The following is a 22,048-nucleotide window of genomic DNA, read 5'->3' on the forward strand; positions in this document are numbered from 1 at the left end:
CGGTCATCGCTCTTTTGGTGTCTGGATCGGTCCGAGGACGAACTTCCATATGTAATGAAATACTTGGGCGTTGTAGAGTGCTTTCAGCAATACCGCGAGGACTGGTCCTAAAATGAAACCGAGGACACCGAACAGTTGCAGACCGACAAAGATCGAGATCAAAGCCGCGAGCGGATCGAGGCCGATATGAGAGCCGACGATCTTCGGCTCGGCCAAGTTGCGTTGGACGATGACGAGGATGTAGAGCACGAGAAGCCCGATCGCGCTGAACCAGTCGCCTGAGATGGCCGCGTAGGCTGCCCATGGCACTAAGAGTGTTCCGACACCCAGGTAAGGCAACAGATCAAAGAACGCGGCTAACAAGGCGAATGAGAACGGATTGTCTACACGTAGAATGAACATCCCGACCAAGACGATTCCGAACGTGATGGAAATGAGGGTCAATTGGGCCCGGACATAGCCGAACAAAGCCGAGCGTAAATTGAGCATGACGAGTTCGAACTCTTTAAAGCCTTTTCGTTTGTTCAACCGCTCGATCGAACGCATGTAAGACGGCCAGTCTTTCGTGATGAAGAACCAGGCTAGGACGATGACGACGAACAAGAGCAGGACGAGCGGGAGTGCGCTCAGGATGTCTTGCAGGAGCCCGGCGACACCTCGAGACAGGACGCCGATCGCGGCACCGAGTTGGACGCCGATTTCAGTGATGCCACCTTCGAGCGATGTCGTTTGACCAGGGTTTAACCGTTGGATGCTGTCGTAGGCGTCGTTGACGAACGGGGCGATTTTTTGATTGAACATACGCTGCACGTAGGCAGTGAACGTCTCGATCTGGTCTGGAAGTTTTTCGGCCGCAATCGTCAAGTAACGAATCAATTGGGTGACGACGATGGCGATGACGCCGCTGACAAGACTCATGACGATTAGCAGTGAAACGAGGGTGCCAAGGGCACGCGGCATCTTCGTCTGACGCTCGAACAAGTTGACGAGGGGGACTGTCAACAAGGATAACAAGAAAGCGAACACGAAAGGATACGTGTACGTAAAGAGGACGCTCAGTCCCCAAATAACGAGCACGAGTCCGATGCCGACAAGGAGAAATCGAAGTAATTGCCAAAGTCTTACAGGAGACATGAGGGGTTGCCCCTTTCCTAACAATTGGATTGAGCATAGTATACCACGCAACTGGTAAATGAAGAGGATGGATAGGTGATTAAATATGAAGGAGATTCAACAGAAAATCGATCGGATGATTATCCACTTAGGAGGGTATTGGCGGCCGCTATCAGGCTTGGCCAGATTATTAGAAGAAGTGGGAGAAGTGGGTGGTGCCTTGCATGACCAGGACGAGGCAGCGCTCGTGGAAGAGCTGTTAGATGTATTCGTCATTTCAACTTGTCTCGCCAATCAGTATGCGATCGAACTTGACGATCAATCGAACGGACGAGGCGAGCGCCTCGTTCATCGCGCTTACTATTCGCTCGTTCGTGAAGCGGGGGAGGTTGCCCGGACCTTGAACGCCTACGAAGGGGATAAAAAATTGAAAGCATCATCGACGCCGGGTTCGTTACAGTATCGAATCGAGAGCGTCCAAGCAGCGGTGTTCGATATCGCACGCGAGATTGAGCTTGATTTGTATGCTGAAATCGGTTCGCTGATCGATGAGAAATCCGCGCGCGATTTCGGGCGGTTCGACCATACGCCTGACCCGATCACCGAATCGGCGGTGCGATTGTACACGCGTTTTAAATCTGGTCGATATTGGGGAGGAATTGAGGCTAAACCTTCGGAGGAAGCGAGCCGATATAGAGAACGAGAATATAACATGGAACGATTCTTTAAGATTGCCCATGTCGAAGGGCTGGATGGGTTCGTCATTCTTCAACCAGACGATCCGTTCATCATGACGTCCTCTCTCGAGCAAGACTGGAAGGTGCCGGAATCGTTCATAATCGACGAAGAATGGCATGGGATAGACAAATTTATTATTATTCGTAAAAACTGGTAGAAAAGTATTCCCCTTTTTATCAAAAATATTCATCTTTTTTTCAAATACTTACTTTTTTTTAAAAAGCGTTATGCTACTATGAAGGTGTTGTTAGTATAAATTAGCGCGAGAAGAAAGGAATATTTTGGATGAAAATGAAGCTATTGAAAGTTGCTCTCATCTTATCGCTGTTGTTGTTCGGTGCTCAAATCCCTGCGGTTGAGGCATCGACATTAGATGGCGAAACGACTGTCAATTTAAACGTTCGATCGACACCAAGCACGACGGGAGCGGTCATCACGACGTTACCGAAAGGCACAAAAGTAAAGTATGGGACTTATAACCAGTCATGGCATAAAGTGTATCTAAATAGTCGCACTTACTATGCTTCGGCCCCGTACATTAAACGGATCGCCTCGTCACCGACGGCGATCACGACGCAAGCAGCATCATCGACAGGCGTCACGACAGAAAACTTGAACGTTCGAGTGACGTCACACCGTGATGCAAAAATCGTTACGACGCTTAGAAAAGGCACTGAAGTGAACTATGCCGTCCATAACTCATCATGGGCCAAAGTGTTCTTGAATGGAAAGACGTACTATGCGGCGAAAGCTTACCTTGCGCCAAAGTTAGTCGCTTCAGCGCCTAAAAAGCAATCAGGCTACACGAATCGTGACATTCAGCTGTTCAATCGCACGCTACAAACATCACCGGTCGCGAAAACGATCCCGGCCAAGCGCGCTGTCACGTTCAGCATCCACAACTCGAGCTGGTCGGTTATTTATGAAGGCACGAAGACCTACTACACACCGACTCGAGGAATTACAGCCGGAACACTGAAGCCGGCGACGACGACAGAGACTGGCTACGCGAATCGGGAATTAAAATTGTTCGATACGCGCAACCAAGCATCGAAAGTCGTTAAAGTACTCCCGTTGAACACGGTAGTCGCATCGAGTAAGTACAACTCGAGCTGGTCGACCGTCTATATCGGCAGCGACACGTACTATACACCGACGGCATGGATCACACCAGGCGTTGCCCCGGTTCAACCGCCGACAACGACAAAGCCAGTCGAGACGAAAGTTCAAGGATACGCCAACCGCAACATCAACTTGTTCGGTAAAACGCACCAGAGTTCGTCGGTATTGCTCGTCTTGCCGCAGTACACGGCCGTCACGTACAGCACATACAACTCAAGCTGGTCAAACGTTTTCGTCGGGACGAAGACCTACTTCACACCGACTTCATGGTTGACTGCTGGTAAGGCACCATCAGCACCTGCTGCATCGCCACAAGGGAAAGTGTATATCAACACGCCGGGTGATGTCTTGAACGTCAGAGCGACGGCTTCGGCCAGCTCGACGATACTCGGGAAACTTGCACACGGCACGCAAGTCGACCACTACGGTTCATCGAACGGCTTCTACAAGATTAAATACAACAACCGTGATGGTTACATCTCAACGGCGTATGCTTCGGCTTCGAAACCTAGCGTATCAAGTGGTGCGGTCATCGTTCTTGATGCCGGACACGGTGGAACCGATCCGGGTGCAGTGAGAAGTTCGCTTTATGAGAAAACGGTCGTACTCGACGTGACGAAACGTACGGAAGCGTATCTTCGTTCGAAGTATGGTTACGAAGTCCGGTTGACACGTTCGACAGACGTTTACTTGACGCTCAATCAACGTGTCCAAGCGGCCAGAAACTTACGTGGCGATCTCTTCGTCAGCCTGCATACGAACGCGGCGACGACATCCGCGGCGAACGGAGTCGAAACGTTCTACTCGACCTCGTCGGCCCATAGTGCCAAGAGTCGGGTGCTCGCAACGAACATCCAATCGAATTTGATGGGTGAAATGTCAGGGATGAGAAACCGCGGTGTCAAGACGGCGAACTACTACGTCATCACGTATAACACGATGCCGTCAGCACTCGTCGAACTCGGGTTCATCTCGTCTCCGCAAGATATTGTCCACCTTCGCAGTGAAGCATCGCGCCAGCGCATGGCAATCGGTGTTGCTGAAGGTATTGCCCAATACGTGAGAGCGTACCATTAATTCCAACCTGCTCGCGCAGGAGTATACAGAAGGCCCCAGCTCAACACGAGCCGGGGCCTTCCTTTTATGTAGTAAACAAGCCCTCGTCCGAATGGGCGAGGGCTTGGCTTATAAGTCGTCGAAACCGTTGGCGTCAGTCACTTTCGCGTATGAGCGTGATTTTTGTTCGAAGAAATCGGATTTCGTCGCGTTGAGCGAGTCGTCCGAATAGGCACGGATCCACGGCATGACGTCCTCGTTGAAGCCTTCATACAAATCGTTCAACCCGATAACGCGCAGGCGTTTGTTGGCAAGGTATTTGATGTAATCACGCATCTCGCTGACATCGAGGCCATCGAGGTCACGGAGTACGTATTCGCACCACTCGATCTCGAGGTCGACCGCTTGTCCCATCGTGTCGTAGACGAACTGGCTGAAGCTTCCGTCGGCGTCAATTTCCGGGTTCTCGGTCAAGACGGCGCGAAGCAGCTGGCTGACGAAATGCGAATGTTGCATCTCGTCCCGTTGGATATAGCTGATCATCGTCGACGTCCCGACCATCTTCTGATGACGGGCGAGGTTATAGAAGTAGGCGAATCCGGAATAGAAGTTGATGCCTTCAAGGATGACCGAGGCGACGAGAGACTTCGCGAAGTTCTCCGCGTTCGGCACGGCCCGGAAGTCTTCATACAAGTCCAAGATGAACTGATTACGTTTCATGACCATCTCGTCATCTTTGGCGATATCGAAGATGCGGTTCTGCTCGCTGAGCGGAACGAGACTCGACAACACGTAGCTGTACGATTGATTATGGACGACTTCTTGCTGGGCGATGATGGCGAGCACCGAGTGGACCGACGAGTCGGAAGAGAACATCGCCGACTCGAGAATGTAGCGCGTCTGCACCGAGTCGAGAATCGACAACAAGCCGATGATGCGCTTGAACGCGTCTTGTTCACGCTCGGTCAGTTGCGGCCATTGTTGCATGTCTTTTGACATCGAGATCTCATCTGGGATCCAAAAGTTAGACAGCAACTGTTTATAAATTGTATAAAATTGTGGATAGGCGATATCGTTCCAGTTGACGATCGAACTCGTCTCGCCACCGATAATGGCTGTCGCCCGGTTAGGATGTTTGGGCGACAGTAGTTTGATCTTTTGAATAGTCATAGACGTGTACTCCTTCTTCGGCGTTTCGTGCCAACCGTTCGGTCCAAGCACGGACGTTGTACGGTTGGTTGCGCGGCGACTGTTCGATTTTCAACAGTTCACCGGCAAGGGGGATTCCGAACTTCGAAAGGTGGTATGCCATCTCGTCGACAGCGCGGCAGAAATGAACGAACATCTTGTCACCCGTCCCGAAGACGGCGGCTTGACGAATCGGTACCGACTGCTCTTTCAAGAGAAGCCGGAACGTATCTTTCATCTCGTCTGGCAAGACGCCATCGGCCCACGTGTACGACCCGAAATAGACGAGGTCGTACGTGGCGAGCGCCCCGGCCTCGCGATGGCCGATGCGGTCCGCTTCGTACAAGACGGCACGGTCGCCCCGATTGATGTGGGTCGCCTGAATCAACTCGGCGACCTCTTCTGTATTCCCGCTCATTGAACTATAGACGATTGCGACGTTCATGGTTAGGTCCCACCTTTCGTTAAACAGATGTTACGACGAACACGATTCGCATTCATCGACTTCGACGGTCGTTGAACGCGTGTAATAGATCGATTTCATACCGAGCGACCATGCCTCGAGGTGCATCGCCAGCATTTCAGTCGCCTTCACGTCGTTCTTGACGTATAAGTTGAAACTGATCGCTTGGTCGATGTGGCGTTGGCGGGCCGCGTTTTGACGGATGCTCCAAAGTTGGTCGACTTCAAACGCTGATTTGTAGAACCAGTTCGTCTCCGGGTTGAGGTCAGGGACGGTCACTGGGATCTTATAATTTTTCTTCTCTTCCGAATATACTTTCTTATAAATCGGGTCGATCGAAGCGGTGCTACCGGCGATGATCGCTGTCGACGAGTTCGGTGCGACGGCCATCATGTAGGCGTTGCGGACACCGTTTTGGTGAACCTCGGCCGCGAGTCCGTCCCAGTCGAGCTCGTCATGCGACCGGTAGTTGCGGCGACTGAAGTATTCGCCCGTGTGCCATTCCGAACCTTCGAACACGCTGAACGCGCCTTTTTCTTTCGCGAGTTCCATCGAAGCGTGAATCGTGAGATAGGCGATTTTTTCGTAAAGTTTTTCAGCGTACTGGACGGCGTCGACCGATTCCCAGCGTATGCCTTCGAGGGCGAGCAAATGGTGCCACCCGAACGTGCCGAGACCGACAGAACGATATTTCTGGTTCGTGATCATCGCTTGAGGCACTTCGATCGTGTTGAGGTCGATGACGTTATCGAGCATTCGCATTTGAATCGGGATGAGGCGCTCGAGCACGTCGGATTTGACGGCACGTGCGAGCGCGATTGAGCTCAAGTTACAGACGACAAAGTCGCCTGGCGTCTTCGTGATAACGATCTTCCCGTCTGCTGTGTACTCTTCATCGATTGTCGTCGCCGACATGTTCTGAGCGATTTCTGAACAGAGGTTCGAGCTGTAAATCATACCCGCATGTTTGTTCGGGTTGGCGCGGTTGACCGCATCCCGGAAGAACATGTAAGGCGTACCCGTTTCGAGCTGTGAGCGCATATAACGTTTGACGAGGTCGATGGCCGGCACCGTTACACGTGTGAGCTCTGGATTATTGACACAAGCCATATATTTCTCGGTGAACGAACCGCCGTTATCCGTCTCGTCGTAGAAATCTTCAAGACTGAAGCCCATGACTGTGCGGATCTCATGCGGGTCGAACAAATGCCAATCGCCCCGCGCTTCGACAGTACGCATGAACAAGTCCGGTAAACAGACGCCGGTGAACAAGTCATGAGTGCGGAGGCGCTCATCGCCGTTGTTCAACTTGGCATCGAGGAATTCAAAGATATCCTTGTGCCAGATGTCCAAGTAGACGGCGATCGAGCCTTGACGCATGCCGAGTTGATCGACCGAGACGGCCGTGTTGTTCAACTGCTTCATCCAAGGCAACGCACCGCTCGAGACACCTTTGAATCCTTTAATGTCACTTCCGCGTGAACGAATTTTGCCGAGGTAGACCCCGATGCCGCCGCCGCCTTTTGAAAGTGTGGCCACGTCCGTGTTCGAGTCGTAAATACCGCGGAGTGAATCATCGACCGTATCGATGAAGCAAGAGCTAAGCTGCCCGTACGATTTACCGGCATTCGAGAGCGTCGGCGTCGCGACGGTCATGTATAAGTTCGATAGCGCCCAGTAGGCTTCTTCGGCAAGTTGGACCCGTTTAGACGCGGCCTCGTTTTGCATGAGCGTCATGGCGATGACCATAAACCGCTCTTGTGGGAGCTCATATAAGTTTTTAACGTGATCGCGTCCGAGGTAACGGTCCGATAACGTCCGTAGGCCGATGTAAGTGAAGAGGCGATCGCGTGACGGGTCGATCAACGTCTCTAAATAAGCGATATCTTCTTTAGAGTATGTGTCAATTAACGCCGACGTGAAGATGCCTTTGTTCGTCAGCGTCTCGATCATCGAATAGAGTGAGCCGTAACGCATCGAAGCGTCATACCCGCGGTTGCGTGCTGCTTCAAGGTAGAGACGGTTTAAGTACATCTCGGTCGCGACGAATGTCCAGTCCGGCTCTTCAGCCTTCAACATATCGAGGGCGTGCATCGTCATCAAGTCATATACTACATCTTGTGTCAGTGATTTTGAATCGAGTGCTCGAATCAAACGTTCCTCGTAGCGTGCGACGCTGAGCTGCGGGTAACGTTGTGTTAAGGATTGGATCAATGTCGCTACGTCGGCAAGGGTCGGTGTTGCCGGCAACATCGTCTCGTGGTGGATAGGGGATGTCAAAACGATCACTCCTTCTTCAGGTGTAGAAATTATAAAGGTATAGCGGAACTAGTCCGATACAACGTCATTGGGTAGAGAACGTGATAAATATCCGTTAACTATATATTGACGTTTTATTCTCTTTTTAATCATAAATCACCCATATTTAGTTTTGCAATCTTTGAAATTCATAAAACTGTGATACTATGAATTACTTTTACTCTAAAACGGCGCTCTCAACCGTTTTGAGACGTGATATGAGACGAAAAAAAAGATTTACTGACGCCCGAGGTCAAAGCTGTCCGTTTTTTTTGTAAGCGTTCAATCCGATTTGTCAATACGGAAATCAAGAAGAATGTCACTGATTCCATAAATTATTAAAAAGGTTATGACCAGGACCCAATACTAGATATAGTGTTGGCTCGATTTGAAAAAGCGGGAAATCCGAGGTAAGGCTAGCGCCATCGTCAAAAGTACGGTAGATTGAGGAAGTACGATATAATATCAAAGCTAAAAAGAAGGGTTTTAAAAATGCGTTCAGAAGATTTATTATTAGCATGGGACCCGCTCGGTTACGGGCTTGGGTCTTACGGGCCAGAGTTCGATGACATCACAGTGGCGCTCGTGCAGATCGACTCGGAAGCGGAGTTGAATGAAACGATTCGTCGTATTCTGACGGATTCGTTTGGAGAGTGCCCGTCTGAGGGCGATACGCGCGCCATTGCCAGACAATTACTTACATCTTCAGAAGCTTGTCAATTATAAGGGGGAACCAACATGTTACGAATCGATCCAACACCTAATCCAAATGCAATGAAAATCACACTTCCTGAAAACGTCTTCGGAGCTAAGAGCCAAAGCGTGAAAGCCGGCGAATCAACAGAGCAACCGCTTCTCGCGAAACTCGTCACGATCGAAGGTGTCGAGAGCGTCTTCGCTTACGGCGATTTTGTCACAGTATCAAAAGAGAACGGCGTCAGCTGGGAAGCAATCTTACCGCACGTCGAAACTGCTTACCGCGGATGAACCCGCTCGTTTCGATCGTCATTCCGGCCTACGCGCGCGAGGCGGAACTGACGGAACTGCTCGAAAGTTTGACGGTACAGACGTTTCAACAGTTCGAAGTGCTTGTAGTAAATAATGATGGGCCGCCAAAACAACATCTTTTGGCGCCTTTTTTGAATCGATTGTCGGTTCGGTTGATCGAGCTTGAAGAAAATCATCACGTCAAAGCGCGAAACCGAGGCGTGATGGAGGCAAGAGGCGAGTATATTCTCTTATTAGATGACGATGATTTACTCATGCCGACCCATATCGAACGAGCGCTCGATGATTTGACGACGGCAGACCTCGTCTTCACCGATGCGGAACTGTTTCGGTTCACATGGCAAGACGGGCGGAGGGTCGTCACGGAGTGGGAGGCGTTCGCCTACGAGCTCGACTTGGACCGGATTCGGCAAGACTCGACGTTCATTCCGTCCGGCACGCTTTACCGCAAGCGGCTTCACGACGTCATTGGCATGTTCGATGAGACGGTTTATAACTATTGGGACTGGGACTTTATCTTACGTGTGATCGAGCACGGGACGGTCGTTCATCCAGCCCGGGCGACGGTGCTCTACGCTTTTAATGGAACCGACAACTTATCGGCGAAACAAGATGAGGCGCGTCGACGCTACTTTGAGCGGTTTTGTCAAAAACACGGCTTGGTGAATATGGAGATGAAGAATTTTCATATCGTCCAGTCCGAACGGCGGGACTACGTGAGACAGACAGAAAGGTCGTTCGCAGGGACGTTTCCCGGTAGAACGGAAGGAGACAACTAATATGTACACAACAAAAGAGTTAGAACTTTTGGAATTGCTTGAAGAAAAAGGATACCTCGAGACGAAGTTGCTCGCGGACTTGCTCGCGACCGATGAGGCGACCGTCGAAGCGATGCTCGAGAAGTTCAAAGCGGACGGCATCTTGCTCGGTTTCCGGGCGATGATCAACTGGCAGAAGATTAACCGTCACGATGTCACGGCGTTCATCGACGTCAAAGTCACACCGAAGCGAGGTCGCGGGTTTGACGAGGTCGCGGAGCGGATTTACCGCTTCCCGGAAGTGACGGCTCTCTATTTGATGTCGGGCGCGTACGACCTGCAAGTCGTCATCCGGGCGAGTTCGCTCCAAGACGTGGCGTCGTTCGTCTCGGACAAACTGTCACCGCTTGACTCGGTCGTGTCGACGACGACCCACTTCAAGTTGAAGACGTACAAGCATGACGGTATTTTGTTCACCCCACAAGTCGAAGACAAACGGTTGAACATCACGCCATGAAGTCGCTATCGAATCAAGTCGTCTCGATGAAGCCGTCTGGCATTCGCCGTTTCTTCGATTTGGCACAGACGATGGAAAATGTCGTCTCTCTTGGGGTGGGAGAGCCGGACTTCATCACGCCATGGAACGTCCGCGAAGCGAGCTACGCGGCACTCGAGCAAGGCTATACGGCTTATAGTGCCAACGCGGGTCTGCTCGAGCTGCGTGAAGCGATTGCTCGTTACATGACCGACCGTTTTGACGTCACGTATGACCCGGCGACCGAATTGATCGTCACGACAGGGGCGTCTCAGGCGCTCGATATCGCCTTCCGTGCTTTATTGAACCCAGGTGACGAGGTTCTCGTCGTCGAGCCAGCTTTCGTCTCCTACGGGCCGCTCATTGAATTAGCCGGTGGGACCGTCGTCCCGGTCGCTTGTCGTCCAGAGTCTGGGTTTCGCTTGAATCGGGAAGACGTCGCAGCAGCGATCACGGAACGGACGAAAGCGATTTTGCTCTGCTTCCCGTCGAACCCGACCGGTGCGACGATGACGGGCGACGAACTCGCCGAAATCGCGGAACTCGCTACGAAACATGATTTGTGGGTTGTGAGCGATGAGATTTACGCGGAGCTGTCTTACGATGCCCCGTTCACGAGCTTTGCGACGCTCCACGATATGCGCGAGCGGACGATCGTCGTCAACGGTTTTTCAAAAGCGTTCGCGATGACCGGATGGCGCCTCGGCTTCACGTGCGCCCCGGAAGTCGTGACCCGGGAAATGCTTAAAGTGCATCAGTACGGCATGATGTGTGCGCCGACGCTCGTCCAATTTGGAGGGCTTGAGGCGTTGCGCAGCCGCGACCAACACGTCCCGAAGATGGTGAAGAGTTATCGCCAGCGTCGTAACTATTTTATCCAGGCGTTAAACGACGCAGGTCTCCCGACCCACGTCCCGGGTGGTGCGTTCTATGCATTCCCGTCCATCCGCCATACTGGGCTTTCGAGCGAGGAGTTCGCCGAACGGTTGCTGCTTGAAGAGCGAGTGGCGGTCGTTCCGGGCAATGCGTTCGGAGCGAGCGGGGAAGGCTTTGTCCGTGCGAGTTATGCGACGTCGATCGAGCAGCTTCAAGAAGCGATCCGCCGTATCGATCGATTCATGAAACAGTTTGAACTGGCAACGTCAACGACAGACTCTCAGCGATGAGGGTCTGTTGACGTTTTAGCGATAAGGTGAATGGTGATTGCGCCTCGCCCACGACCGAATATCGACCGATTATTCTAAAATGGGTTGAACGATGTAACATAAAATGGGAAGATATACGAAAGTGGCGTGTGAATATAGATTATGGGGTCGAGATTGAGGGCGGATTAGAAGGTAAATGAGTGAAGCACCCGAACCTTGAATATTCGTACGATCCGACCGCGATGAACTTGGGGATATCGGTCGGTCGATTCGCGATGAGTTTGGACGAGATGGCTAGTGGGGATGTCTATGAAATCAGCTAGCAGCGGACGGTTGCGACATCTTAAAACAAAAAAAGGGCTAGGCGTTAGCCTAGCGGAATCAGGGGGGAATACTTGAAGTCTTGCTTGATTTGTATTTACCCTGAGGTGCGACTTTGAAACGTCAAAATAATCCTAAATAATCTTTTTTACTATTTTCTACACTTTATCGAAAAAAGTATGTTATAGTAAGTTGATGAATTTAGCATAGGAGTGTTTGTAATGGCAAAATACGAAAAAGATCAAGTTTTAAAAGGTAAAGTAACAGGAATTCAACCTTTCGGTGCGTTCGTCGCACTCGACGACGAGACACAAGGTCTTGTCCACATCTCTGAAATCTCACACGACTACGTGAAAGACGTGAACGAGTACGTTCAAGTCGGCCAAGAAGTTGAAGTGAAAATTCTTGATGTTGATGAAGCATCTAAGAAAATCAAGCTTTCAATGAAAGCGACACAAGAAGCACCAAAACGCGAGAAGTCGGCTAAGCCAGCTCGTCGTGGCGCACCACGCCGCAACGAAGCTTCAAACTTCAAGCAAGAAGAAGCGCCAGGCTTCACAGTCCTTAAGGACAAGCTCGAAGACTGGATCAAAAACACGAACTTCAAAAAGTAAGTGATGAAAGGCGGCCTATTCCAAATAGGTCGCCTTTTTTTTGTACAGGAAATTGAACAGATGTTCCCGAAAGAGATAGAGAAAGGAGTAGATTTACATGAAAATTGGAATCATCGGGACGGGCGGTATCGCCACAAACGCACACATCCCGCATTACATCGCGGCCGGGGCGGATGTCGTCGCGGTCATGAACCGGACACGCGAGCGCGGGGAGGCGGTTGCCCGTCAGTTCGGGATCGAACGGGTTTATGACACGGTAGCGGACATGCTCGCAAACGAGCAGCTTGATGCGGTCAGCGTCTGCACACCGAACGCCCTGCATAAAGACCATGTCATCCAGGCGCTCGATGCCGGTTGTCACGTCCTTTGCGAGAAACCGCCGGCCATTTCGGAGCGTGAGGCGGACGAGATGCTACAAGCGGCCAAGCGGGCCGGCCGGACGCTCAATTACGGCTTCCATTTCCGGCATCGGACGGACACGCAACTGCTGAAACGTTTGATTGACTCAAATGAACTCGGTCACATCTATGCGGCGACCGCGCTCGCCCTAAGGCGCCGTGGCATCCCGGGTTGGGGCGTGTTCACGGACAAAGAACTTCAAGGAGGCGGGGCGCTGCTTGATATCGGCGTCCATATGCTCGACCTCGCCCTCTATTTGATGGATTATCCGAAACCGGTCGACGTGGTCGGTCACGTCGGACAGTATCTTGGGACGCGTCCTGGTGTCGGTCTGATGGGCGACTGGGACGCCGACAACTTCTCGGTTGAAGACACGGCCCGGGCGATGGTCACGTTCGAGAACGGGGCCTCACTCTTTTTAGACGCGAGCTTCATGGCGAACATCGGGCCGAAGGATACGATGAACGTGGAACTGAGAGGGACAGCCGGCGGGGCGTCGTTGTTCCCGCTCACGATCCATACGGAAGAACATGGCGCTCTGTTTGACAAGACGCCGGCTCATTTGACGTTACAAGACCCGTACGCGACACAGATTCGCTCCTTCCTTGAGGCGTGTCGGCATGAGCCGTCATACGAGCAGGCCGAACAGGCGGTCCTGCTTCATCAAATCATCGACCGCATATACAGTCAGGGCTAATCACTTTTCAATCCAGAAAAACAGGGTATATAGTGTAGGTGTTACATATTTTTGGAGGAGGATGACTTATGCACAACTTTGAATACAAAAACCCAACGAAATTAATCTTCGGGACGCATCAGATCGAGAAGCTCACAGGCGAGCTCAAAGCGCTTGACGCGAAGAAAGTGATGCTCGTCTATGGAGGCGGGAGCATCAAGAAGAACGGGACGTATGAGGAAGTCGTTGCTGAATTAAATAAAGCGGACATCGAGTTCGTCGACTTCTCAGGTGTCGAACCGAACCCGCGGATTGAAACGGTGAGACGTGCGGTCACGAAAGCACGCGAAGAAGGCATCGACGCCTTGCTCGCGGTCGGCGGCGGTTCAGTCATCGATTGCACGAAATTGATCTCGGCAGCGATTCCGTATGACGGCGACGCATGGGACATCGTCCTCCGTGACCATATCCCGACTGAAGCGGTACCGTTCGGGACGGTGCTCACACTCGCGGCGACAGGTTCTGAGATGAACTCCGGTTCGGTCATCACGAACTGGGAGACGCAAGAGAAATATGGTTGGGGCCACCCGCTCGTCTATCCGACGTTCTCGATCCTCGACCCGCGCTATACCGTGTCGGTGCCGAAAGACCAAACGATCTATGGCATCGTCGACATGATGAGCCATTGTTTCGAGCAGTACTTCCACCCGAACCACGCTCCGGTCCAAGAGCGGATGACTGAAGGCGTCTTGAAAGCGGTCGTCGAGTCGGCACCGAAGCTCGTCGACGACTTAGAGAACGTCGACTTGCGTGCCATCATCTTGTTCGCAGGCACGATCGCCTTGAACGGGGTCTTGCAGATGGGCGCTTCTGGCGACTGGGCGTCGCACAACATCGAGCACGCCGTTTCGGCTGTCCATGACATCCCGCACGCCGGCGGCCTCGCCATCCTCTTCCCACGCTGGATGGAGCACGTCCTTGAAGAAGACAACGCGGCACGGTTCGCACGACTCGGGACAGAAGTGTTCAACGTCGAACCGGGTGCGACCGACCTCGAGACGGCGAAACGCACGATCACAGCGGTTCGTACTTTCTTCGACCAACTTGGTGCGCCAAGTTCGCTCCGCGACTATGAGATCGACGAGTCGACGTTTGAGGCGATCCTTGATTCAGCGATGAAACGTGGAGCGTTCGGACGTTTCCGTACACTCGAACGCGAAGACGTGGCTGCGATTCTTGAATTGAGCAAATAAGGCGATTTGATGCCTATTTTGCAATAATGATTGAACGAATCCGTCGTTTCCGTTTATGATGGGTCATGTATGGCTCTTAGATGAGCGATTTAAAGGAGGAAATGCCATGTCAACAGTACGTTTCGATTATTCTAACGCCCTGTCTTTCGTCGGGGAACACGAAGTCGATCAAATGCAAGAAACGGTGAAAGCACTCCATTCGGTCATCCACGACCGGAGCGGTGCCGGCAGCGATTTTCTAGGCTGGGTCGACCTTCCAACGAATTTTGATACGGATGAGTTCGCACGCATCAAAGCGGCCGCTGAACGAATCCGCGACAACTCGGACGTCCTCGTCGTCGTCGGAATCGGTGGGTCGTATCTCGGCGCTCGTGCAGCCATCGAGATGCTGCAACATTCATTCTTCAACGTGTTGTCAAAAGAGGAGCGTAACGCCCCACAAGTCTTCTTCGCGGGCCACAACATCTCGTCAACGTACATGACGGAGTTGCTTCAAGTACTCGAAGGCAAAGAAGTCTCAGTCAACGTCATCTCAAAATCGGGAACGACGACAGAGCCGGCAATTGCTTTCCGTGTCCTCAAGCAGTTCATGGAAGAGAAGTACGGCCAAGACGGCGCACGCGAGCGCATTTATGCGACGACAGACCGTGCCCGTGGCGCTTTGAAGACGCTCGCTGATGCAGAAGGTTACGAGACGTTCGTCATTCCGGACGATGTCGGTGGACGGTTCTCTGTCCTCACACCAGTCGGTTTGCTTCCAATCGCGGCGGCAGGCATCGATATCGATGCCCTCATGGAAGGTGCGCGTGACGCGGAAAATGCCTACAGTTCACCTGAACTTTCAGAGAACGAGGCGTACCAGTACGCGGTCGTCCGTAACGCCATGTATGCGAAAGGTAAATCGATCGAACTTCTCGTCAACTACGAGCCGGCACTCCACTATGTATCAGAGTGGTGGAAACAGCTTTACGGCGAGTCAGAAGGCAAAGACAACAAAGGGATCTTCCCGGCGGCAGTTGACTTCTCGACTGACCTCCACTCGATGGGACAATACATCCAAGAAGGTCGCCGCGACTTGTTCGAGACGGTCATCCGTGTCACGAACGTCCGTCACGCGTTGAACGTCCCTGAAGACGCACAAGACCTCGACGGCTTGAACTTCCTTGCCGGTGAGACGATCCAATTCGTCAACGACAAGGCGACGGAAGGAACGCTCCTCGCCCACACGGACGGAAACGTGCCGAACCTCGTCGTCGAATTGCCAGAGATGACGCCATATCATCTCGGCTACTTGTTCTACTTCTTCGAGAAGGCGTGCGCGATGAGCGGCTACATTCTCGGAGTCAACCCGTTCAACCAGCCAGGTGTTGAAGCATATAAAGCGAACATGTTCGCGTTGCTTGGAAAACCAGGTTACGAAGAACAAAAAGCTGAGCTTGAAAAGCGCTTAAACCAATGATTTGTTGTAGGTCCGCCTCGGCGGGCCTATTTTTTTGTTTGAAACTAGGGTGAGACAAGGTAAAGTGAGAGTAGACACGGGAAAGAAAGGGATGGACTATGTTGACATTCACGGACTACTATCACAATAAAGTCGAGTTGAGCTTCGAGCACTATCCATTTTCGGATGCGCCGCTTCACGTCTGGGTCGTCGCCCGCTATGCGGACAAATGGGTGCTCACGAAGCATAAGCAGCGCGGACTCGAATTTCCGGGAGGGAAAGTCGAACCCGGAGAACACGAGGACGACGCGGCGATTCGGGAAGTGTACGAGGAGACGGGAGGCGTCGTCAAGACGCTCCATTATTTAGGGCAGTACCGGGTGCTCGGGCGTGGCGACACCGTCATCAAAAATATTTATTTTGCGGAGATCGAGCGGTTCGAGGATCATCCGGCCGTCGATGAGACCGATGGGGCCGTCTTGTTGGACATGTTACCGACGAACCTGCTCCGTAACGGCCGCTACAGTTTCATGATGAAAGATAAAGTGTTGCCCGAGACGATGAAAGTACTCCATGACAAAAAGTTGGTTTGATCGAGTCGACGTCCTGCCTCCTTATGCGGGATATCCCGTTCATCGAGGTTGGTACGAGACGAGTGACGGGGAAGAAGTCGTCGCCTACACGATCACTCCAAAACGCCCGAACGGCCAGGTGCTGTTTTATTTACGAGGCGGCACCGGGAGGATCGGTGACGTCCGGTTGCCTCGGCTGATGCAGTTCGCGGCGAAAGGGTTCCATGTCGTGGCGCCGGTCTATCGCGGGAACCACGGGGGGACCGGGAAAGAGGATTTCGGAGGCGCCGACTTAGAGGACGTCGTGTCTCTGTATGACCGCGTTAGCCGGACGCACCAGACGATCCACGCCCTCGGCTTTTCCCGGGGCGGCATGATGGCGTTGTCGCTCGCATCAAAACGTCCCGTCACGTCGGTCACGTCGTGGGCGGGTGTGACGAATTTGGAGTGGACGTATGAAGAACAGCGCTCGATGCGGAAGATGTTGCGCCGAATGACCGGGGGAGACCCGGAGGCGGTCCATGAGGCGTATGTCGAACGGTCTCCGCTCTTCAAAGACTGGCAGGCGCCGACGCTACTCATTCATGGGACGGACGACGAGCAAGTCCGGCTTCGTCATGCGACCGCCCTCGCCGACAAGATCGGTTTGCAAGCAGAGCTCTGGATCTTGCCGTTCGCCCATCAGCTCCCGTTCTGGGAAAAATGGAAGACGACGGACCGGGCGATGGATTGGATGTTAGCGATCGCGATAAAAAAATGACTAGTACCCGATCGGGGTACTAGTCATTTTGAGTTAAAAGACGATTGGACCGGCCGCGATGACTTTCTCACTCGCTTTCGTGAATCGTTTAAAGTTTTGTTGGAACTTCAAGGCGAGCGCTCGCGCTTCGACATCATAATGAGCCGTATCTTTCCAAGTGTCGCGCGGGTTGAGCACGTCTTGTGGGACGCCGTTGATATGGACCGGGATGTCGACGTTAAAGATGTCGTGCTTCACGGTATCGACATCACGCAACTGACCGTTGATCGCGGCGTTCACCATGGTCCGTGTGTAGCTGAGCTTCATACGCGACCCTTCGCCGTAAGCCCCGCCGGTCCAACCCGTGTTGACGAGGTAGACGTCGACGTTATGCTGTTCGATCAACTTGCCGAGCAAGTCGGCGTATCGTTCCGGCGCGAGCGGCAAGAACGGTGAGCCGAAGCAAGTCGAGAACGTTGCTTGTGGCTCGGTCACGCCGCGCTCCGTCCCGGCTAGTTTTGACGTGTAACCGGACAAGAAGTGATACATCGCCTGCTCTTTCGTCAACTTGCTGATCGGCGGGAGCACCCCGTAAGCATCGGCCGTCAAGAAGACGATCGTGTTCGGGTGACCGGCCCGTGAAGGGAGCATCGCGTTATCGATGTATTGAATCGGATAAGCTGCTCGCGTATTCTCGGTGAGCGAGATGTTTTTGTAGTCGGGTGAGCGGTCTTCGTTCAAGATGACGTTTTCGATCAACGATCCGAAACGGATAGCGTCATAAATTTGCGGCTCGTTCTCACGCGACAAGTTGATCGTCTTGGCATAGCAACCGCCTTCGATGTTGAAGATGCCGTCTGGTGACCAACCGTGTTCATCGTCACCGATAAGATGACGTTCCATATCGGCTGATAGCGTCGTCTTCCCCGTGCCCGATAGTCCGAAGAAGAGCGCCGTCTCTCCGGCGTCCGAGACGTTGGCCGAGCAATGCATCGACAAGACGTGCTGTTCAGGTAATAGGAAGTTCATGACCGAGAAAATCGATTTTTTAATTTCGCCGCCGTATTCTGTTCCCCCGATCAGAATGGTACGCTTGGCGAACGAGACGAGGATAAACGTTTCTGAGTTCGTCCCGTCAACTGCTGGGTCGGCCTTGTAGCTCGGTGCATAAATGACCGTGAACGGGTCAAATGCAGCTCTCGCCGGCCACTCACGCAAGAACAACTGCTTCGCGAACAAGCTGTGCCACGCGTACTCGGTGATGGCGCGTACAGGTAGCGTGTAGTGCTCGTCAGCTCCAGCCGAAGCTTCGAGATAATACAGCTTCTGTTTCGTCTCGAGATGAGTGAGGACTTTGTCGAGAAGAGCGGTGAACTTGTCTTCTGCGATCGGCTGATTGACCGGCCCCCAGTCCACTAACGAGTTGCTGACTTCATCTTGGACGACGAATTTGTCTTTCGGTGACCGCCCTGTGAATTTCCCTGTACTGACCGATAAAGCCCCGTCTTTCGTCAGTACGCCTTCACCGTTACGAATGGCTTCTTCCACCAGTTCTGGAACGGTTAAGTTCCGTAATACATCGGCACCCTTAATTAATTCTTCGATTTTCAGGAGCGTAGTCGCCATCCTGAGTCCCACCTTTCCCCTAAATAGATGTGGATGAAATCCGCATACTTCCGCGATTAATTAGTATGACACTTTTTATTATATGTGACACACTAATCAAAAACAAGCATTTCTTTACCCTTTAAAGTAAGCGCTTTCTTACAAAGACATTCTAACATATTCTGTATAAGCGGGGAGTGAAAAAACGGAAACCGTCAAAAAAATGTTTGATATTTCACAAACATAAATGATTTCCGTGATTACGAAGAAATTTACAAATTAAGCAGATACGCTTGACAGAACGGTATGGCATTTATATGATGGTGTTCGTAACGGATACTCTTATTCTGAGCGGTGGAGGGAACAAGGCCCTACGAAGCCCAGCAACCGTCCGATCCTGTAGTCTTTTTCGGAAAAGGTGCTATCCTGAAGCGAAGCGACAGCTTCGAACGATAAGAGGGTAAGGAAGAACGATTCAACCTTTCCCATTGAACGTGGCGAAAGGTTTTTTTCATTACCGTCCCAAAGCAACGCGTAAGGGGAACGAGTACCGTCCACACATCACCCTTATTAATAGGAGGTTTTTCGAAATGTCAAACTTGAACCGTCGACTTTTCACTTCGGAGTCCGTCACTGAAGGACATCCGGATAAAATTTGTGACCAAATCTCAGATGCGATTTTGGATGCAATTTTGGCTGAAGATCCAAACGCCCGCGTTGCGGCTGAGACGTCTGTCACGACAGGTCTCGTGCTCGTAGCTGGTGAAATCACGACATCGACTTACGTGGATATCCCGAAAGTTGTACGTGAAACTGTTCGTGAGATCGGCTACACGCGCGCCAAATATGGTTTTGACGCTGAGACTTGTGCTGTACTCACAGCAATCGACGAGCAGTCGGCAGACATCGCACTCGGTGTCGACCAAGCGCTCGAAGCTCGTGAAGGTCAAATGACTGACGAAGAAATCGATGCGATCGGTGCCGGTGACCAAGGCCTCATGTTCGGTTATGCAACGAACGAGACACCTGAACTCATGCCGCTCCCGATTTCACTCGCTCATAAATTGTCACGTCGCTTGGCAGAAGTCCGCAAAAACGGAACGCTCACTTACCTTCGTCCAGACGGTAAGACGCAAGTAACTGTCGAATACGACCAAGACAACAACCCGGTCCGTATCGATACGATCGTCATCTCGACGCAACACGCAGAAGACATCACGCTCGAGCAGATCCAAGCGGACCTTAAAGAACACGTGATCGAAGCAGTCATCCCGGCTGAACTCATCGACGCCGAGACAAAATACTTCATCAACCCGACTGGCCGTTTCGTCATCGGTGGACCACAAGGTGATGCAGGTCTCACAGGACGTAAAATCATCGTCGACACATACGGTGGATACGCTCGCCACGGCGGTGGTGCGTTCTCAGGTAAAGATCCTACCAAAGTTGACCGTTCGGCAGCATACGCGGCCCGCTACGTGGCGAAAAACCTCGTGGCAGCTGGACTTGCTGACAAAGCGGAAGTTCAACTTGCATACGCGATCGGTGTCGCACACCCGGTTTCAATCGCGGTGGACACGTTCGGCACTGGTAAATTGAGCGAGACTGAACTCGTTGAACTCATTCGTGAGAACTTCGACCTTCGTCCGGCCGGCATCATCAAGATGCTCGACCTTCGTCGCCCGATCTACAGACAGACAGCAGCTTACGGACACTTTGGTCGCACAGACGTTGAACTCCCATGGGAGCAGACGGACAAAGCGGCAGTGCTTGAAGAAGGCGCAAAACGTTTCGCATAAGCATAAAAAAACGACCTTTCGCGAGAAAGGTCGTTTTTTTATGCTTGTGGTTTATTTTCGTTTGTTGCGTTCTCGTTGCCGAGTGCCGTATCTTTCGCCTCGACGACTTTCTCACCAATATCTTGTAAATCTGATTTTGTTTCCTGGGCCGTCTCGACGACTTTGTTCACGTCTTCTTTGACCGTGTCGACTTCACCGACAACTTTTTCATAGACGTTTTGCACATCGGTCGACACTTCTTGAATCATACCTGACGCCGATTTCACTTGCTCGATGACTTGAGACGCTTTACCGGACGGATCTTCTTTGATCGTGTCGACGAGACCGCCGACAGACGACTTCGCATTCGTAAGTGACTGTTTCGTCGTCTCACGGTTCGACGAGCTAAGTAGGGCGATCAGACCGCCGACGAGCGCACCGAGAAGCATCCCGGTCACGACGTTGATTCTAGGACCACCCGAGTTGGTTTGGTCGAATTGGCGATTCGGGTTGTTAGCGTTAGCTGCGTGCGGATCGTTTTGTAATGTTGGTTCCATGTCTAAACACTCCTTTGTAAGTTGGCATTGGTACTCATATACCCTAGTTAAAATAGAAAATAACGTTCTGCTTGATTTCGACACGAAAAAGTAATAGAAGGGCAGGATATTTTTTACGTGATGGGGAATGATAGTACTAGATTGGCCAAAAGGGGGAAGCTGTTATGAAGATGCGGGAAGCCGTACCAGAAGATGCCGCCACGATTCGAGATATCGCACTTGCGACCATCAGTGTGACAGATGACGTTCGGTCTAAGGTGATGGAGCGCGCCTATCAACAAGAAGAGATCGTCCGGGCCATCGGTTCGAGTGAAGAAGCGAAAGAACAGTTGTTCATCGTCGGTGAGGCCGAAGGAGACGTTATCGGGTTTTACCATGCGATCGACCGCGGTGATACGTGGGAAGTGCTTCGTCTCTATCTTCATCCGGCTCACCATCGCCAAGGACTTGGGGCGGAACTGCTGACACATCTCCAAGAGCGGAAAGCGCAGCCGATCGAGCTGTACGTCGAGAGTTCGAACGAGCAGGCAATCGCGTTCTTAAGCCACCAAGCGTTCACCGAACTGAACCGAATTCAAGAAGAAGTGTACGATCAACCGATGGAGCTCATCCATTTGCGTTACGACCCACGCTAAGACTCCAGGCGGATTTTCTTTCAAACATCAGTCAGCG

The 22,048-nt window shown here is 52.1% G+C and carries 22 protein-coding genes and 1 riboswitch; of the genes, 16 read left to right on the plus strand and 6 right to left on the minus strand.

Annotated features, from left to right (window positions below; translation table 11 throughout):
* Window positions 1–3 precede the first annotated feature (3 nt).
* A complete protein-coding gene (gene ytvI, locus KNP77_RS02785; protein WP_131490431.1) occupies window positions 4–1,134 on the minus strand; it encodes a sporulation integral membrane protein YtvI in 1,131 nt (376 codons plus the stop codon).
* 85 nt (window positions 1,135–1,219) lie between these two features.
* On the opposite strand from ytvI, the gene KNP77_RS02790 reads away from it, so the two are divergent.
* Both KNP77_RS02790 and KNP77_RS02795 read left to right on the plus strand, forming a co-directional pair.
* Window positions 1,220–2,008 carry a MazG nucleotide pyrophosphohydrolase domain-containing protein gene (locus tag KNP77_RS02790; RefSeq protein WP_131463896.1) on the plus strand — a complete coding sequence of 263 codons (789 nt, stop codon included), beginning with the start codon at window positions 1,220–1,222 and terminating at the stop codon, window positions 2,006–2,008.
* Window positions 2,009–2,136: 128 nt separating this feature from the next.
* Complete coding sequence (locus KNP77_RS02795) at window positions 2,137–4,050, plus strand: N-acetylmuramoyl-L-alanine amidase family protein (RefSeq protein ID WP_214888338.1); 1,914 nt, start codon at window positions 2,137–2,139, stop codon at window positions 4,048–4,050.
* A 108-nt stretch (window positions 4,051–4,158) separates the two neighbouring features.
* Here the strand turns inward: KNP77_RS02795 and KNP77_RS02800 are convergent, their stop codons facing one another.
* From KNP77_RS02800 to KNP77_RS02810, 3 genes are read right to left on the minus strand one after another with little or no spacing between them, the layout of a single operon-like run.
* Window positions 4,159–5,199, minus strand: coding sequence for a ribonucleotide-diphosphate reductase subunit beta (locus tag KNP77_RS02800; RefSeq protein WP_070328775.1), 1,041 nt, complete (start codon window positions 5,197–5,199; stop codon window positions 4,159–4,161).
* Window positions 5,156–5,662 carry a flavodoxin domain-containing protein gene (locus tag KNP77_RS02805; RefSeq protein WP_214888341.1) on the minus strand — a complete coding sequence of 169 codons (507 nt, stop codon included), beginning with the start codon at window positions 5,660–5,662 and terminating at the stop codon, window positions 5,156–5,158. The genes KNP77_RS02800 and KNP77_RS02805 overlap by 44 nt, the downstream gene beginning before the upstream one ends.
* A 30-nt stretch (window positions 5,663–5,692) precedes the next feature.
* The gene (locus KNP77_RS02810) at window positions 5,693–7,960 is read right to left on the minus strand and encodes a ribonucleoside-diphosphate reductase subunit alpha (RefSeq protein WP_285800998.1); all 2,268 of its coding nucleotides are present in this window, start codon (window positions 7,958–7,960) and stop codon (window positions 5,693–5,695) included.
* 510 nt (window positions 7,961–8,470) lie between these two features.
* Here KNP77_RS02810 and KNP77_RS02815 point away from each other — a divergent pair.
* The 12 genes from KNP77_RS02815 (at window position 8,471) to KNP77_RS02865 (ending at window position 17,457) form a co-directional block, all read left to right on the plus strand.
* On the plus strand, window positions 8,471–8,704 hold the full coding sequence (locus KNP77_RS02815) for a DUF1871 family protein (RefSeq protein WP_214888377.1): 234 nt from the start codon (window positions 8,471–8,473) through the stop codon (window positions 8,702–8,704).
* 12 nt (window positions 8,705–8,716) lie between these two features.
* Complete coding sequence (locus KNP77_RS02820) at window positions 8,717–8,965, plus strand: NifU N-terminal domain-containing protein (RefSeq protein ID WP_070328777.1); 249 nt, start codon at window positions 8,717–8,719, stop codon at window positions 8,963–8,965.
* Window positions 8,962–9,765: a glycosyltransferase family 2 protein gene (locus KNP77_RS02825; RefSeq protein WP_131463887.1), complete on the plus strand. Its 804-nt coding sequence runs from the start codon at window positions 8,962–8,964 to the stop codon at window positions 9,763–9,765. Before KNP77_RS02820 ends, KNP77_RS02825 begins: the two co-directional genes overlap by 4 nt.
* Window position 9,766: 1 nt before the next feature.
* Window positions 9,767–10,261 carry an Lrp/AsnC family transcriptional regulator gene (locus tag KNP77_RS02830; protein ID WP_070328779.1) on the plus strand — a complete coding sequence of 165 codons (495 nt, stop codon included), beginning with the start codon at window positions 9,767–9,769 and terminating at the stop codon, window positions 10,259–10,261.
* Entirely contained in the window at window positions 10,258–11,445 is a 1,188-nt protein-coding gene (locus KNP77_RS02835) for an aminotransferase (RefSeq protein WP_070328780.1), read from the plus strand. Before KNP77_RS02830 ends, KNP77_RS02835 begins: the two co-directional genes overlap by 4 nt.
* Before the next feature lie 179 nt (window positions 11,446–11,624).
* On the plus strand, window positions 11,625–11,747 hold the full coding sequence (locus tag KNP77_RS16050; protein ID WP_268887649.1) for a hypothetical protein: 123 nt from the start codon (window positions 11,625–11,627) through the stop codon (window positions 11,745–11,747).
* Window positions 11,748–11,966: 219 nt separating this feature from the next.
* Window positions 11,967–12,359: a S1 domain-containing post-transcriptional regulator GSP13 gene (gene yugI, locus KNP77_RS02840; RefSeq protein ID WP_016509788.1), complete on the plus strand. Its 393-nt coding sequence runs from the start codon at window positions 11,967–11,969 to the stop codon at window positions 12,357–12,359.
* A gap of 97 nt (window positions 12,360–12,456) precedes the next feature.
* Entirely contained in the window at window positions 12,457–13,455 is a 999-nt protein-coding gene (locus tag KNP77_RS02845; RefSeq protein WP_214888380.1) for a Gfo/Idh/MocA family protein, read from the plus strand.
* Window positions 13,456–13,523: 68 nt separating this feature from the next.
* Window positions 13,524–14,687: an iron-containing alcohol dehydrogenase gene (locus KNP77_RS02850; RefSeq protein WP_131463884.1), complete on the plus strand. Its 1,164-nt coding sequence runs from the start codon at window positions 13,524–13,526 to the stop codon at window positions 14,685–14,687.
* Between the two features lie 106 nt (window positions 14,688–14,793).
* Entirely contained in the window at window positions 14,794–16,146 is a 1,353-nt protein-coding gene (locus KNP77_RS02855) for a glucose-6-phosphate isomerase (protein ID WP_131463882.1), read from the plus strand.
* A gap of 98 nt (window positions 16,147–16,244) precedes the next feature.
* The gene (gene ytkD / locus KNP77_RS02860) at window positions 16,245–16,718 is read left to right on the plus strand and encodes an RNA deprotection pyrophosphohydrolase (protein WP_214888384.1); all 474 of its coding nucleotides are present in this window, start codon (window positions 16,245–16,247) and stop codon (window positions 16,716–16,718) included.
* Window positions 16,699–17,457 (plus strand): alpha/beta hydrolase family protein, encoded by a 759-nt coding sequence (locus KNP77_RS02865; RefSeq protein ID WP_214888386.1) that lies wholly within the window; start codon window positions 16,699–16,701, stop codon window positions 17,455–17,457. Before ytkD ends, KNP77_RS02865 begins: the two co-directional genes overlap by 20 nt.
* Window positions 17,458–17,490: 33 nt before the next feature.
* Here the strand turns inward: KNP77_RS02865 and pckA are convergent, their stop codons facing one another.
* The gene (gene pckA / locus KNP77_RS02870) at window positions 17,491–19,062 is read right to left on the minus strand and encodes a phosphoenolpyruvate carboxykinase (ATP) (protein ID WP_214888389.1); all 1,572 of its coding nucleotides are present in this window, start codon (window positions 19,060–19,062) and stop codon (window positions 17,491–17,493) included.
* A gap of 318 nt (window positions 19,063–19,380) precedes the next feature.
* A riboswitch (SAM riboswitch) is annotated at window positions 19,381–19,500 on the plus strand.
* Window positions 19,501–19,631: 131 nt separating this feature from the next.
* Between pckA and metK the strand changes: the two genes are divergently transcribed.
* Window positions 19,632–20,840 (plus strand): methionine adenosyltransferase, encoded by a 1,209-nt coding sequence (gene metK, locus KNP77_RS02875; protein WP_070329402.1) that lies wholly within the window; start codon window positions 19,632–19,634, stop codon window positions 20,838–20,840.
* A gap of 38 nt (window positions 20,841–20,878) precedes the next feature.
* Here metK and KNP77_RS02880 read toward each other — a convergent pair whose 3' ends face one another.
* A complete protein-coding gene (locus tag KNP77_RS02880) occupies window positions 20,879–21,376 on the minus strand; it encodes a YtxH domain-containing protein (RefSeq protein WP_131507264.1) in 498 nt (165 codons plus the stop codon).
* A gap of 164 nt (window positions 21,377–21,540) precedes the next feature.
* Between KNP77_RS02880 and KNP77_RS02885 the strand changes: the two genes are divergently transcribed.
* Complete coding sequence (locus KNP77_RS02885) at window positions 21,541–22,011, plus strand: GNAT family N-acetyltransferase (protein ID WP_071397869.1); 471 nt, start codon at window positions 21,541–21,543, stop codon at window positions 22,009–22,011.
* Window positions 22,012–22,048: the final 37 nt, after the last annotated feature.

The organism is Exiguobacterium sp. s142, assembly GCF_018618455.1.
GTDB classification, from domain to species: Bacteria; Bacillota; Bacilli; order Exiguobacteriales; family Exiguobacteriaceae; genus Exiguobacterium; species Exiguobacterium aurantiacum_A.

What these genes read in the sequence shown, in the direction of transcription:
- ytvI (WP_131490431.1), bottom strand. Translation starts at nt 1,134, where the DNA reads ATGTCTCCTGTAAGACTTTGGCAATTACTTCGATTTCTCCTTGTCGGC.
- KNP77_RS02790 (WP_131463896.1), top strand. Translation starts at nt 1,220, where the DNA reads ATGAAGGAGATTCAACAGAAAATCGATCGGATGATTATCCACTTAGGA.
- KNP77_RS02795 (WP_214888338.1), top strand. Translation starts at nt 2,137, where the DNA reads ATGAAAATGAAGCTATTGAAAGTTGCTCTCATCTTATCGCTGTTGTTG.
- KNP77_RS02800 (WP_070328775.1), bottom strand. Translation starts at nt 5,199, where the DNA reads ATGACTATTCAAAAGATCAAACTACTGTCGCCCAAACATCCTAACCGG.
- KNP77_RS02805 (WP_214888341.1), bottom strand. Translation starts at nt 5,662, where the DNA reads ATGAACGTCGCAATCGTCTATAGTTCAATGAGCGGGAATACAGAAGAG.
- KNP77_RS02815 (WP_214888377.1), top strand. Translation starts at nt 8,471, where the DNA reads ATGCGTTCAGAAGATTTATTATTAGCATGGGACCCGCTCGGTTACGGG.
- KNP77_RS02820 (WP_070328777.1), top strand. Translation starts at nt 8,717, where the DNA reads ATGTTACGAATCGATCCAACACCTAATCCAAATGCAATGAAAATCACA.
- KNP77_RS02825 (WP_131463887.1), top strand. Translation starts at nt 8,962, where the DNA reads ATGAACCCGCTCGTTTCGATCGTCATTCCGGCCTACGCGCGCGAGGCG.
- KNP77_RS02830 (WP_070328779.1), top strand. Translation starts at nt 9,767, where the DNA reads ATGTACACAACAAAAGAGTTAGAACTTTTGGAATTGCTTGAAGAAAAA.
- KNP77_RS02835 (WP_070328780.1), top strand. Translation starts at nt 10,258, where the DNA reads ATGAAGTCGCTATCGAATCAAGTCGTCTCGATGAAGCCGTCTGGCATT.
- yugI (WP_016509788.1), top strand. Translation starts at nt 11,967, where the DNA reads ATGGCAAAATACGAAAAAGATCAAGTTTTAAAAGGTAAAGTAACAGGA.
- KNP77_RS02845 (WP_214888380.1), top strand. Translation starts at nt 12,457, where the DNA reads ATGAAAATTGGAATCATCGGGACGGGCGGTATCGCCACAAACGCACAC.
- KNP77_RS02850 (WP_131463884.1), top strand. Translation starts at nt 13,524, where the DNA reads ATGCACAACTTTGAATACAAAAACCCAACGAAATTAATCTTCGGGACG.
- KNP77_RS02855 (WP_131463882.1), top strand. Translation starts at nt 14,794, where the DNA reads ATGTCAACAGTACGTTTCGATTATTCTAACGCCCTGTCTTTCGTCGGG.
- ytkD (WP_214888384.1), top strand. Translation starts at nt 16,245, where the DNA reads ATGTTGACATTCACGGACTACTATCACAATAAAGTCGAGTTGAGCTTC.
- KNP77_RS02865 (WP_214888386.1), top strand. Translation starts at nt 16,699, where the DNA reads ATGACAAAAAGTTGGTTTGATCGAGTCGACGTCCTGCCTCCTTATGCG.
- pckA (WP_214888389.1), bottom strand. Translation starts at nt 19,062, where the DNA reads ATGGCGACTACGCTCCTGAAAATCGAAGAATTAATTAAGGGTGCCGAT.
- metK (WP_070329402.1), top strand. Translation starts at nt 19,632, where the DNA reads ATGTCAAACTTGAACCGTCGACTTTTCACTTCGGAGTCCGTCACTGAA.
- KNP77_RS02880 (WP_131507264.1), bottom strand. Translation starts at nt 21,376, where the DNA reads ATGGAACCAACATTACAAAACGATCCGCACGCAGCTAACGCTAACAAC.
- KNP77_RS02885 (WP_071397869.1), top strand. Translation starts at nt 21,541, where the DNA reads ATGAAGATGCGGGAAGCCGTACCAGAAGATGCCGCCACGATTCGAGAT.